We start from the raw sequence: 11569 nt of genomic DNA, 5'->3' as shown, positions 1-11569 counted from the left end.
CTGCGTGACGCAGAGCAACGCGACGACGACCGGCCGGCGGGCAACCGCCGGCCGGTCGTCGGCTTCTCCCGCCCCCTCGGCCCGGGCCACCCAGAAGGTCGGCAGCACCCGCACGCTGCAGACCGAGACGGGCGCCGACGGCCAGGTCACCTCCCGGGTCCGGCGTACCGTCCTGACCGGCGGGCTCCGGGTCATCTCCGAGCAGCTGGCCGGCACCCGTTCCGCCAGTATCGGCGTGTGGGTCGGCGTCGGCTCCCGCGACGAGACGCCCCGCCTGCACGGCTGCTCGCACTTCCTCGAGCACCTGCTCTTCAAGGGCACCAGCGAGCGCTCGGCGCTCGACATCTCCGTGGCGCTCGACGCCGTCGGGGGTGAGTTCAACGCCTTCACCGCCAAGGAGTACACCTGCTTCCACGCGCGGGTCCTCGACGAGGACCTGCCGCTGGCCGTGGACGTGCTCGGCGACATGATCACCAACTCCACGCTGGCTCCCGAGGACGTCGAGGCCGAGCGCGACGTGATCCTCGACGAGATCGCCATGCACGACGACGATCCCGATGACGTCGTCCACAACCTCTTCGCCGCGCAGGCGTGGGGCGACTCGCCCCTCGGACGCGGCATCGCCGGCACCGAGGAGTCGATCCGCGCCCTGACCCGGGCCCAGATCGCCCGGTTCCAGAAGCGGCACTACCGGCCGGCCAACATGGTCGTCTCGGCCGCCGGCAACGTCGACCACGCCGCGCTGGTGCGGCTGGTGCGACGGGCCTTCGGCCGCAACGGCTTCCTCGAGGGCGACGAGCCCCCGGTCCCGCCCCGCGGCCACGCCCGGGGCCGCCGGGTCACCCCCGGCCTGAGCGAGGCGACCCGCCCCTTCGAGCAGGTGAACGTCGTGCTCGGCGTCGCCGGCCTGCACCGGCAGGACGAGCGCCGCTTCGCCCTCGGCGTGCTCAACACCGCCCTGGGCGGCGGCACCTCCAGCCGCCTCTTCCAGGAGGTCCGCGAGCGCCGCGGCCTGGCCTACTCCGTCTTCTCCTTCGCCAGCCACCACGCCGACTCCGGCCTGGTTGGCGTCGCGGTGGGCTGCCTGCCCAGCAAGCTGGACGACGTGCTGGCCGTGGTGCGCGAGGAGCTCGCCAAGATCGCGGCCGACGGCATCACCGCCGAGGAGCTGTCCCGGGGCAAGGGCCAGCTGCGCGGGGGACTGGTGCTCGGCCTGGAGGACTCCGGCTCCCGGATGTCGCGCATCGGCAAGGCCGAGCTGGTCTACGACGAGCTGCTGAGCATCGACGAGGTGATGGCGCGCATCGATGCGGTCACCCTCGACGACGTCCACGCGATCGCCCGCGAGCTGTTCACCCAGCCCGAGGTACTCGCGATCGTCGGCCCCGCGTAGGCACGCTCAGACGAGCAGGCGGACGACGCCGGCGCAGGCGGCCGCCCAGAGCACGCTCGTGAAGGTGCCGATGATGAAGCGCTCGGCCGCGCCGGCGACCTCGCCGTTGCGCAGCTCGGGGTAGCGGCCCAGCCCCTTGAGGGCCAGCACGATCGCGACGCCCTCGGGCTGGCCGACCGCGAGGCTGGCGAAGACCGCGGCGCGCTCCAGCGCGCCGATCCACGCACCGCCCCGCAGCACCTCGCCGGCGTGGTCCAGGGTGTCGTCCGGGCGGGTGTGCTCCTGGCCGTCGACGAGGTCGAAGACCCGGGTGGTGACCGGTCCGCCGCCGACGACCGCGAGCGTCCCGGCGAGCACGACCAGCAGGGCCACGAGCGCGCGACCGTCGAGGTCGACGCGGTCGGGGACCGCGGCCACGACCGCGGCCGCCGCCAGGGCCACGGCCGTCACCGGCGCCCAGATCCAGGCGCCCGCGCGCGTCCAGCCCCAGGCCCCCGCGACGACCGCCGCGGCGAGCAGGACCAGGACGAGGGTGCCGAGGTCGGTCGGGCTCATGCGGGCACCGCCGCTCCGAGCAGCTCCGCGGTGAGGGCGCCGGCGAGCTCGCGGGCCCGGCGGCCCTCGACGATGCCGGCGGCCTGGGCGCGCTGGCTGACGGCCGACTGCGTGATGCCCAGCCGCTGCCCGGCGTCGTCGTACGACAACCCCTGGTCGACGAGATCCGCGACCTCCCAGCCGCGCGCGCTACGCCGGGCCAGGACGGCGGCCCACAGCCACAGCGTGGTCTCGAGGTGGCGCGCGGCGGGGTCGTCGCCCGCGACGCGCAGGTGCCAGGGGCTGTTCTTGGCGCTGGTCACGGCCTGGCGCGCGTGGAGGTACGCCGGCCCGCTGCCGGCCCGGGCGGTGTCGGGCAGCGGCTCGGTGACCGCGCCGATCCCGATGCCGATGTTCCAGGCGTCCTCGCGGAGCAGCCGCTCGACGACCCGGGGCAGGGTGGCGGGGTCGGCGAGCACCCCCTGGAACTCGTCGCCGGCGGTGCGCTCGAACCCACGGAGCAGGGGGAGCGCGGAGAGGGCCTCGACGGTGGCCGGGACGAGGTCGGGACCGGAGCGGCTGCTGCGCTGGTCCACGGTCAGGACGACGACGTCCATCTGCTCCTCCTCGGCGCTCGACTGATGACGAGGTTACATTAGGAAATTACCTAATGACAAGCATGCATAAGGCTTCAACCTTATCGACGCGCGATCAGCCCGACGACGGCCGGCGCCTTCTGCTCGACGACCGAGACCCGGAAGCCTTGGCCGACGAGGTTGGCCGAGGCCTTCTTGACGATCGTCGGGACCAGCTCGGCGCGGTTGGCCTCGTAGAACAGGAAGACGGCACCGCCGGGGAGCACCCGCTCGTGGAGCAGGGCGACCTCGTCGGCGCAGTCGCGCACCCAGAAGAGGTTGACGTTGAAGGCGAAGACCTTGTGCAGCCGCTTGACCGGCACCCGCAGCGTGGCGAGGTCGATCTGCCGCACGGTCAGGCGGCCCTCTTCGACATGGCGCGCGTTGCGCCGCTTCGTGCGGTCCACCCCGGACTCGGAGCGGTCGATCGCGAAGAGCTTCCCGGTGTCCAGCCGGCTGCAGATCAGCTCGGCGCCGGCGCCCGGTCCGCACCCGATCTCGAGCACGTGGTCCGAGGGCTGCACGTCCATCAGCTCGACCGCCCACCGGATCCGCGGAGGGATCGTCTGCAATGCCATGGGCCCAGACTGCCAGAAACGGCCGACCGAGGTGCGGGGGGCCGGGCCGACCGCCGTGTCGCGTCAGCCACTACCGTGGGGCCCGTGACTGAGCGCAGCGACGCAGACCGGACGTCCGACCGTGGAGCGGGGCTGGCCGTCGGGGTCGTCGGGGCCCGGGGCAAGGTCGGCGCCGAGGTGTGCCGGGCGGTCCGCGGGGCCGACGGGATGACCCTCGTGGCCGAGGTCGACGTCGACGACTCGCTGGACCTGCTGGTCGAGTCGGGGGCGCAGGCCGTCGTGGACTTCACGCACCCCGGCGTCGTGATGCACACCCTGGAGTTCTGCGTCCGCCACGGCATCCACGCGGTGGTCGGGACCACGGGCTTCGACGAGGCCCGGCTCGAGACCCTGCGCGGCTGGCTGGCCGACGCCCCCGGGGTCGGCGTCCTCATCGCCCCCAACTTCTCCATCGGCGCGGTGCTGATGATGCGCTTCGCCGCGGCCGCGGCGCCGTTCTACGAGTCCGTCGAGGTGGTCGAGCTGCACCACCCGGACAAGGCCGACGCACCCTCCGGCACCGCACGGCGCACGGCGGAGCTGATCGCCGCCGCGCGGCGCGAGGCGGGTCTCGGGCCGGTCCCGGACGCGACCTCGACGGGCCTGGGGGGCGCCCGCGGCGCCGACGTCGACGGGGTGCGCGTGCACGGGCTGCGGATCCGCGGCCTCGTGGCCCACCAGGAGGTCATCCTGGGCGGCGTGGGGGAGACCCTCACGATCCGTCACGACTCGCTCGACCGGGCCTCGTTCACCCCCGGCGTGCTCACCGGCCTGCGGTCGATCGCCGACCACCCCGGCCTCACGGTCGGGCTCGAAGGGTTCCTCGACCTGCCCTGACCAAGCCCCGCCGGCCGTGCCCGCGGCGTACTTCTGCAGGTTCGTGCGTTGCACAGACCTGCAGGTGACGTCCGGTTCCCTCTCTCGTTGAGCCTTGCAAGGGTTTGCGAAAACCAAGCGAACGACGAGAGGGACCATCTTCATGCGCAAGACACTCGGACTCGCCACCGCGGCCGTCCTCGCCGCCAGCACCTTGGGTGTCCAGACGGCCGGCAGCCTCACCGCCGACGCCCGCCCCGGCCAGCCCTCGATCGCCTCCGCGGCGGTCGCGGCGCTCCAGCAGCACCCGGGTGCCGCCCGGAGCACGGAGGGCCAGGCCTTCCGGGTCACCGACACGATCACGGACGCCAACGGCGCCACGCACGTGCGGATGCAGCGCACCATCGACGGGATCCCGGTCCTCGGCGGCGACCTCGTGGTCCACCGCGGCGCGAGCAAGGGCTGGCGCGGTGTCAGCCAGACGCTGAAGGCGCCGCTCACGCTGTCCACGCGCCCGGCCGTGGCCGCCTCCGCCGCCACCAGCCGCGCCCTCGCCCCGGCGAAGGCCACCCGCACCATCGCGGGCCTCAAGAGCGCGGGTGCCCCCACGCTCGTCGTGGACGCCACCTCCGGCGCCCCGCGCCTGGCCTGGCAGGTCATGACCGGCGGCGTGCAGAAGGACGGCACCCCCAGCCGCCTCGCGACGTACGTCGACGCGAAGTCCGGCGCGGTGATCCGCCGCGAGGAGCAGATCGAGACCGTCGACGGCTCCGGCCAATCGCTCTACGGCGGCACGGTGCCGCTGCAGCTCACGCAGTCGGGCTCGACCTACCAGCTCAAGGACCCGACCCGCGGCAACACCTACACGACCGACATGGGCAACGCCCAGGACTCGGCGCTGTGCTCGTACTTCGGCTCCGGCTGCAAGACCGGCACGCTGTTCACCAGCCCCGACACGTCCTTCGGCAACGGCACCACCAGCAGCCGCGAGTCGGCGGCCGTCGACGCGCAGTACGGCACCAACGAGACCTGGGACTACTACAACCAGGTCCACGGCCGCAACGGCATCTTCGGCACCGGCAAGGGCTCCTACAACCGCGTCCACTACGGCAGCGGCTATGTCAACGCCTTCTGGGACGGCACCAAGATGACCTACGGCGACGGTGACGGCACCAACTACGGCCCGCTCGTCTCACTGGACGTCGCCGGGCACGAGATGTCGCACGGCGTCACGGAGAACACCGCCGGCCTGACCTACTCGGGCGAGTCGGGCGGCCTCAACGAGGCCACCTCGGACATCTTCGGCACGATGGTGGAGTTCTTCGCCGCCAACGCCAGCGACCCGGGCGACTACCTCATCGGCGAGGAGTTCGACCTCAAGAACCACGTCGGCTTCCGCCGCATGGACAAGCCGAGCAGCGACGGCGCGTCGTACGACTGCTACTCCGCGCTCGCGGGCCAGGACGACGTGCACTACTCGTCCGGCATCGGCAACCACTTCTTCTACCTGCTGGCCGAGGGCTCGGGCGCCAAGACCATCAACGGGGTCGCCCACAACTCGCCGACCTGCAACGGCTCGACGGTCACCGGTGTCGGCCGCGACGCCGCGCAGAAGATCTGGTTCCGCGCCCTGACGGTCTACATGACGTCGAACACCAACTACGCAGGGGCCCGCACGGCGACGCTGAACGCCGCCAAGGACCTCTACGGCCAGGGCAGCACGCAGTACGCCGCGACGGCTGCCGCCTGGAGTGCCGTCAGCGTCGGCTGACGTGCGTGGGCGTGGCCCCGCTCTCGGCCCCTTCGTGGCGGCCTACGGAGGGAGCGGGGTCACTCCGCACGACCGTCCTCCCCTGACTGGGGGGACGAGAGGGGCCCGCACCGGATCTCCGGTGCGGGCCCTGGTCGTTCCGGCTCGACGACGGCGTGCTCAGGCCAGCCGCACGAGCGCGGCGACCAGGGCGGCGCCGAAGACCACGACGAGGAACGGCGCGCGCAGGAGCAGCAGCACCACGGCCGCCGCCAGGCCGGCCGCGCGGGCGTCGAGGACCAGGTCCTGCCCGCGCCCGACCACCTGGACGGCGACGAGGGCGGCGAGCAGGGCGACCGGGATCAGGTCGGCGACCCGCGCGACGAGCGGGCGCTCGAGGACGCGCGGCGGCACCGACAGCCCGGCGAGCTTGAGCAGGTAGCAGCCGACGCCGGCGACCACGAGCGCCAGCCAGGTGCTCACGGCCCCTCCGGGATCTCGGTGGGGTCCACGGCGTCGCGGGTCAGCACGCCCGCGAGCAGGGCGACGCCGGCCGCGGCCAGGACGGGCACGCCGGCGGGGGAGAGCGGGACGATGCCGAGGGCCACGGCGGCGGCCGCCACGGCGACGACCTGGTTGCGCCGCTCCCGCAGCCGCGGCCACAGCAGCGCCAGGAAGGCCCCGCCCACCGCGGCGTCGAGCCCGTAGACGCGCGGGTCACCCAGGCTGGTGCCCGCGACGGCGCCCGCCAGCGTGGCGAGGTTCCACATCACGAAGATCGAGACCCCGGTGGTCAGGAAGCCGACGCGGGCGGCCGCCGTCGAGCCCCGGGTCACCGACATCGCCGTCGACTCGTCGATCAGCACGTGCGCCGCCAGCGCGCGGCGCCCGCCCCGCCAGTCGAGCAGGGACGCGAGCCGCAGGCCGTAGAGCGTGTTGCGGGTGCCCAGCAGCAGGGCCGTCAGGGCGCCGGCGAACGGCCCACCGCCCGCCGCGAGCACGCCCACGAGCGCGAACTGCGAGGCGCCCGTGAACATCAGCAGCGAGAGCAGGCAGGTCTGGGCCACGCTCAGGCCGGCCGCCACCCCGACGGCGCCGAAGCTGACGCCGTACACACCGGTCGCCAGCCCGACGCCCAGGCTGTCGCGCACGATCGCCCGGCGCTCGGTGGCGGGCAGGGCGGGCTCGGTCACCGGCCGATCCTAGGACCGGCCGGGGTGCAGCCGGGGCTCAGGGACGGCGTACGGCGCGGGCGGGACGGCGGGGGTGGGAGAAGTCGTGCACCATCACGAAGGCGATGCCGAGCGCGAGCACCGCGCCGCACAGGGCGCCGACGGTCGCGGCGAGCGGGAGGGCACTGACGTAGGCGATCCAGGCGCCCCCGGCGACGCCGACGAGGAGGATGGCGGCGATGACCAGCGAGCGGTAGAGACGGGGCAGCGGACCCAGCATGGTGTTCCCGATCTGTCCGGATCCGAGCCCCTCGGACTTCGGGGGGTGCACCGGCGGCTTCCATGATCGCCCGATCCGCCGGCAATTCAAGTGAACGATCCAATCGCCCGGCCCGGGTCAGGAGAACTGCGTGTGCAGCCGCACCTGGCGGACCCGGGTGGTGCCGTCCCCGTCGAGGTCGAGCTCCCGGTGGGCGGTGTCGGGGGCCCAGCCGGCCTCGGTGAGGAAGCCGCGCAGGGCGTCGTCGGTCGACATCGCCCAGAGCACGGCACGCGTGAAGCGGTCGGCCCGCATCGTGTCGACGGCCGCCTGGAGGAGGCGCGAGCCGTGGCCCTTGCCGCGCTCGTCGGGGTCGATCGTGAGCTCCATCAGCTCGGCGTCGGCGACGGGGTCGCAGTCGGGGTCGGCGGCGGGGGAGGTGATCGCGAAGCCGACGACCCGGTTGCGCTCCAGCGCGACCAGGACCCGGTTGCGGGCGTCCTTCGACGCGGCGAGCGACTGCCGCCACGCCTCCGCGGCCCCCGCCACGTCGGTGGGCAGCGCGTCCATGGGCACGAGGTCGGCGTACGACGTGCGCCACGTGCGGAGCTGGAGCTCGGCGATGGCGCCGGCGTCGTCGCCCCAGGCGATGCGGACGGACACGTCGGCGGTGGGGCTGCTCATGGGCCCAGTGTCCCTCCTGGGCGAATGTTACGTCGCATCGCCCGTAGTGCTGAGAGTTGTAACAAACGCTGGTAGCGTGGTCGACGTGTACGGCAACGACTTCACCGCCCCCGACGAGCGGCCCGCCGGGCCGCGCGCCACCGACCACCCGGGTGACGACCCGGCCGAGTTCACGGCGCTGCTCGCCGGGGACGGCCGGGTGGAGCCTCGCGACGTGATGCCGGAGGCCTACCGCCGCACGTTGGTGCGCCAGATCGCCCAGCACGCGCACTCCGAGATCATCGGGATGCAGCCCGAGGGCAACTGGATCAGCCGCGCGCCCAGCCTGCGCCGCAAGGCGATCCTGATGGCGAAGGTCCAGGACGAGGCCGGCCACGGCCTCTACCTGTACGCCGCCGCGGAGACGCTCGGCGTCGACCGGGCCGACCTGCTGGACCAGCTGCACTCCGGGCGGCAGAAGTACTCCTCGATCTTCAACTACCCCACGCTGACCTGGGCCGACGTCGGGGCGATCGGCTGGCTGGTCGACGGCGCGGCGATCGTCAACCAGGTCCCGCTGTGCCGCTGCTCCTACGGCCCCTACGCCCGCGCGATGGTCCGCGTGTGCAAGGAGGAGTCCTTCCACCAGCGGCAGGGCTTCGAGATCCTGCACACCCTCAGCCACGGGACCCCGGCCCAGAAGGCGATGGCGCAGGACGCCGTCGACCGCACCTGGTGGCCCTCGCTGATGATGTTCGGCCCGCCGGACGACGACTCCCCGAACTCCGCGCAGTCGATGGCGTGGGGGATCAAGCGCTTCTCCAACGACGACCTGCGCCAGCGCTTCGTCGACATGACGGTGCCGCAGGCCGAGGCGCTCGGGCTGACGTTGCCCGACCCGGAGATCCGGTGGAACGAGGAGCGCGGCCACTACGACTTCGGCACCGTCGACTTCACCGAGCTCTTCGAGGTCATCAAGGGCAACGGGCCGTGCAACGAGCAGCGGCTGTCGCACCGGGTCCGCGCCCACGAGGACGGCGCCTGGGTCCGCGACGCGGCCAACGCCTACGCCGACAAGCAGGCGGCCCGGCGCACCGAGGCGGTCGTCGCGTGAGGGACTGGCCGCTCTGGGAGGTCTTCGTGCGCTCGCGCCGCGGCCTCTCGCACGTGCACGTGGGCTCGCTGCACGCCCCCGACGCCGAGATGGCGCTGCGCAACGCCCGCGACGTCTACACCCGCCGGCAGGAGGGTGTCTCGCTGTGGGTGGTCCCGGCCGCCGAGATCGTCGCGTCCAGCCCCGACCAGCGCGACGCGTTCTTCGACCCGGCCGCCGACAAGATCTACCGGCACCCGACCTTCTACGACGTCCCCGAGGGCGTGGAGCACCTGTGAGGGGCGACGACCGGCTCTTCGGCTACGTCCTGGGGCTCGCCGACGACGCCCTCGTCTCCGCCCAGCGGATGGGGTGGTGGATCAGCCGCGCCCCGCAGCTCGAGGAGGACGTGGCGCTCGCCAACATCGGCCTCGACCAGCTCGGGCAGGCCCGCACGCTCCTGGCCTACGCCGGGCAGGTCGAGGGCAACGGTCGCGGCGAGGACGAGCTGGCCTACTTCCGCGACGAGCGCGACTTCCGCAACGTGTGGCTGGTCGAGCGCGCCCAGACCGACTTCGGCGTCGCGATGGCGCGGCTGCTGCTGTTCTCGACCTGGCAGCACGAGCTGTACGCCGCCCTCGCCACCAGCACCGACGCCACCCTGTCCGGCGTGGCCGGCAAGGCCGTCAAGGAGGTCGCCTACCACGTCGACCACGCCTCCCGCTGGGTCGTGCGGCTGGGCGACGGCACCGACGAGTCCCACGCCCGGATGCAGGACGCGCTGGACGCGGAGTGGCCCTACCTCGCCGAGCTCTTCGCACCCGTCGACGCCGACCTGGTCGCGGCCGGGGTCGCGGTCGACCCGCCGCACCTGCACTCCACCGTCCTCACCCGCGTCGAGGACGTCCTCGCCGAGGCGACGCTCGTGGTGCCGCAGGTCCGCGACGCGATCGGCGGCGGCCGGCAGGGCCGGCACACCGAGCAGATGGGCTACCTGCTCGCCGAGATGCAGCACCTCGCCCGCTCGCACCCCGAGGCGTCGTGGTGACCGCCACGGGCTCGGTCGGCGAGAGCCGCTCGGGTGCCTGGAAGATCGCCGCGGACGTCCTCGACCCCGAGCTCCCGGTCGTCACGATCGCCGACCTCGGCATCCTGCGGGACGTGACCGAGGACGACCAGGGCCGGGTGCACGTGCAGATCACGCCGACCTACTCCGGCTGCCCCGCCATGGAGACGATCAGCACCGACCTGGTCGACGCGCTCACCCAGGCGGGCTACCAGCACGTCGACGTCGAGTTCGTCCTCGCCCCCGCGTGGACCACCGACTGGATGACCGACGAGGCCCGCACCAAGCTGGCGGCGTACGGCATCGCCCCGCCGCACCCGCGCGGCGCCGACGGCACGGTCCCGCTCACGCTCGCCGTGCGCTGCCCCCAGTGCGGCAGCCTCGACACCCGCGAGTCCAGCCGCTTCGGCTCGACGGCCTGCAAGTCCCTCTGGGTGTGCCAGTCCTGCCGCGAGCCCTTCGACCACTTCAAGGCCCTCTGAGTGACCCCGACCTCCCACCGCGCCGCCTTCCACCCCCTGCGGGTCGCGGCGATCGATCCCCTGACCGACGACGCCGTGGCGGTGACCTTCGCGGTCCCGCCCGAGCTGGCCGACGACTACGCCTTCGTGCACGGCCAGCACCTCAGCATCCGCACCGGCGACGACGTGCGCCGCAGCTACTCCCTCTGCACCGCGCCCTCCTCGCGGGTGCTGCGCATCGGCGTCAAGCGGCTGCCCGGGGGAGCGTTCAGCGAGGGCGTGCTCGACCGGCTCCGCGTCGGCGACGAGCTCGAGGTGATGACCCCGGCCGGGCGCTTCACCACCGAGCTTGACCCCACCGCGCGCCGGACGTACGTCGCCATCGCGGCCGGCTCGGGCATCACGCCGGTCCTGTCGATCGTCGCGGCGCTGCTGGAGGGCGAGCCGGGGGCGCGGGTGACGCTCGTCTACGCGAACCGCACCCACCGCACCGTGATGTTCCTCGACGAGGTGCACGACCTGAAGGACCGCTTCCCCGACCGCTTCCAGATCGTCCACGTGCTCTCCCGCGAGGCCCAGGACGTCGAGCTGTTCTCGGGGCGGCTCGACGCGGAGCGGCTGCGCGGGATCCTCGACGCGCTGGTGCCGGCCGACACCGTCGACGACTGGTTCCTCTGCGGACCGCAGCAGATGGTCGCCGAGCTGCGCGGGGCGATCACGGACGCCGGCGGCACCGGCCGCATCCACACCGAGCTCTTCCACGCGGACCCCGTCACGCGGGCGCCGGTCGCTGAGCTCGCCGGTGGGGCCGAGGGGGCCGCGCAGGTGACGATCCGCCTGGACGGCCGGGCCTCCGACTTCGACCTCCGCCCGGACGACGTGCCCGTGCTCGAGGCGGCGCTGCGGGTGCGGTCCGACCTGCCCTTCGCGTGCAAGGGCGGGGTCTGCGGCACCTGCCGCGCGCGGGTCGTCGAGGGCTCGGTGGCGATGGACGTCAACTACGCCCTGGAGCCCGAGGAGGTCGAGCGCGGCTACGTCCTGACCTGCCAGTCGCACCCCACGGCCGAGCGCGTGGTCCTCGACTACGACGCCTGATCCACCCCTCGGCGT

The 11569-nt window shown here is 73.3% G+C and carries 15 protein-coding genes; 8 read left to right on the top strand and 7 right to left on the bottom strand.

Annotated elements, in window-relative coordinates:
* The first annotated feature begins 4 nt into the window (after positions 1 to 4).
* Complete coding sequence (locus H5V45_RS03970) at positions 5 to 1393, top strand: insulinase family protein (protein WP_185251744.1); 1389 nt, start codon at positions 5 to 7, stop codon at positions 1391 to 1393.
* Between the two features lie 6 nt (positions 1394 to 1399).
* On the opposite strand, the gene H5V45_RS03965 is transcribed toward H5V45_RS03970, so the two are convergent.
* The 3 genes from H5V45_RS03965 to H5V45_RS03955 form a co-directional block, all read right to left on the bottom strand.
* Positions 1400 to 1948, bottom strand: coding sequence for a hypothetical protein (locus H5V45_RS03965; protein ID WP_185251743.1), 549 nt, complete (start codon positions 1946 to 1948; stop codon positions 1400 to 1402).
* A complete protein-coding gene (locus H5V45_RS03960; protein ID WP_185251742.1) occupies positions 1945 to 2544 on the bottom strand; it encodes a transposase in 600 nt (199 codons plus the stop codon). Before H5V45_RS03960 ends, H5V45_RS03965 begins: the two co-directional genes overlap by 4 nt.
* Before the next feature lie 80 nt (positions 2545 to 2624).
* Positions 2625 to 3140, bottom strand: coding sequence for a class I SAM-dependent methyltransferase (locus H5V45_RS03955; RefSeq protein WP_185251741.1), 516 nt, complete (start codon positions 3138 to 3140; stop codon positions 2625 to 2627).
* Positions 3141 to 3272: 132 nt separating this feature from the next.
* Between H5V45_RS03955 and dapB the strand changes: the two genes are divergently transcribed.
* Both dapB and H5V45_RS03945 read left to right on the top strand, forming a co-directional pair.
* The gene (dapB, locus tag H5V45_RS03950; RefSeq protein ID WP_185254453.1) at positions 3273 to 4016 is read left to right on the top strand and encodes a 4-hydroxy-tetrahydrodipicolinate reductase; all 744 of its coding nucleotides are present in this window, start codon (positions 3273 to 3275) and stop codon (positions 4014 to 4016) included.
* A gap of 142 nt (positions 4017 to 4158) precedes the next feature.
* On the top strand, positions 4159 to 5766 hold the full coding sequence (locus H5V45_RS03945; protein ID WP_185251740.1) for a M4 family metallopeptidase: 1608 nt from the start codon (positions 4159 to 4161) through the stop codon (positions 5764 to 5766).
* A 159-nt stretch (positions 5767 to 5925) separates the two neighbouring features.
* Here H5V45_RS03945 and H5V45_RS03940 read toward each other — a convergent pair whose 3' ends face one another.
* The 4 genes from H5V45_RS03940 to H5V45_RS03925 form a co-directional block, all read right to left on the bottom strand.
* Entirely contained in the window at positions 5926 to 6228 is a 303-nt protein-coding gene (locus tag H5V45_RS03940) for an AzlD domain-containing protein (RefSeq protein WP_185251739.1), read from the bottom strand.
* Positions 6225 to 6938, bottom strand: a complete 714-nt coding sequence (locus H5V45_RS03935; protein WP_343061411.1) for an AzlC family ABC transporter permease — start codon at positions 6936 to 6938, stop codon at positions 6225 to 6227. Before H5V45_RS03935 ends, H5V45_RS03940 begins: the two co-directional genes overlap by 4 nt.
* 37 nt (positions 6939 to 6975) lie before the next feature.
* Positions 6976 to 7197, bottom strand: coding sequence for a hypothetical protein (locus tag H5V45_RS03930; protein WP_185251738.1), 222 nt, complete (start codon positions 7195 to 7197; stop codon positions 6976 to 6978).
* A 117-nt stretch (positions 7198 to 7314) separates the two neighbouring features.
* Positions 7315 to 7860, bottom strand: coding sequence for a GNAT family N-acetyltransferase (locus H5V45_RS03925; protein WP_185251737.1), 546 nt, complete (start codon positions 7858 to 7860; stop codon positions 7315 to 7317).
* A 76-nt stretch (positions 7861 to 7936) separates the two neighbouring features.
* Between H5V45_RS03925 and paaA the strand changes: the two genes are divergently transcribed.
* From paaA to paaE, 5 genes are read left to right on the top strand one after another with little or no spacing between them, the layout of a single operon-like run.
* Positions 7937 to 8953 (top strand): 1,2-phenylacetyl-CoA epoxidase subunit PaaA, encoded by a 1017-nt coding sequence (gene paaA / locus H5V45_RS03920; protein ID WP_343061410.1) that lies wholly within the window; start codon positions 7937 to 7939, stop codon positions 8951 to 8953.
* On the top strand, positions 8950 to 9231 hold the full coding sequence (gene paaB, locus H5V45_RS03915; protein WP_185251736.1) for a 1,2-phenylacetyl-CoA epoxidase subunit PaaB: 282 nt from the start codon (positions 8950 to 8952) through the stop codon (positions 9229 to 9231). The genes paaA and paaB overlap by 4 nt, the downstream gene beginning before the upstream one ends.
* Entirely contained in the window at positions 9228 to 9980 is a 753-nt protein-coding gene (gene paaC / locus H5V45_RS03910) for a 1,2-phenylacetyl-CoA epoxidase subunit PaaC (RefSeq protein ID WP_185251735.1), read from the top strand. The genes paaB and paaC overlap by 4 nt, the downstream gene beginning before the upstream one ends.
* The gene (gene paaD / locus H5V45_RS03905) at positions 9977 to 10480 is read left to right on the top strand and encodes a 1,2-phenylacetyl-CoA epoxidase subunit PaaD (protein ID WP_343061409.1); all 504 of its coding nucleotides are present in this window, start codon (positions 9977 to 9979) and stop codon (positions 10478 to 10480) included. Before paaC ends, paaD begins: the two co-directional genes overlap by 4 nt.
* Positions 10481 to 11554 (top strand): 1,2-phenylacetyl-CoA epoxidase subunit PaaE, encoded by a 1074-nt coding sequence (paaE, locus tag H5V45_RS03900; RefSeq protein ID WP_185251733.1) that lies wholly within the window; start codon positions 10481 to 10483, stop codon positions 11552 to 11554.
* The last annotated feature ends 15 nt before the right edge of the window (positions 11555 to 11569 follow it).

The organism is Nocardioides luti (assembly GCF_014212315.1).
In the GTDB taxonomy this organism is placed as follows: domain Bacteria; phylum Actinomycetota; class Actinomycetes; order Propionibacteriales; family Nocardioidaceae; genus Nocardioides; species Nocardioides luti.
Note: the sequence above shows the minus strand (reverse complement) of the source record. Positions and strands in the feature narration are given on the sequence as shown.

Excerpts from the sequence above, each read along its gene's own strand:
- H5V45_RS03965 (WP_185251743.1), bottom strand. The coding sequence starts at position 1,948 with ATGAGCCCGACCGACCTCGGCACCCTCGTCCTGGTCCTGCTCGCCGCG.
- H5V45_RS03960 (WP_185251742.1), bottom strand. The coding sequence starts at position 2,544 with ATGGACGTCGTCGTCCTGACCGTGGACCAGCGCAGCAGCCGCTCCGGT.
- H5V45_RS03955 (WP_185251741.1), bottom strand. The coding sequence starts at position 3,140 with ATGGCATTGCAGACGATCCCTCCGCGGATCCGGTGGGCGGTCGAGCTG.
- H5V45_RS03945 (WP_185251740.1), top strand. The coding sequence starts at position 4,159 with ATGCGCAAGACACTCGGACTCGCCACCGCGGCCGTCCTCGCCGCCAGC.
- H5V45_RS03930 (WP_185251738.1), bottom strand. The coding sequence starts at position 7,197 with ATGCTGGGTCCGCTGCCCCGTCTCTACCGCTCGCTGGTCATCGCCGCC.
- H5V45_RS03925 (WP_185251737.1), bottom strand. The coding sequence starts at position 7,860 with ATGAGCAGCCCCACCGCCGACGTGTCCGTCCGCATCGCCTGGGGCGAC.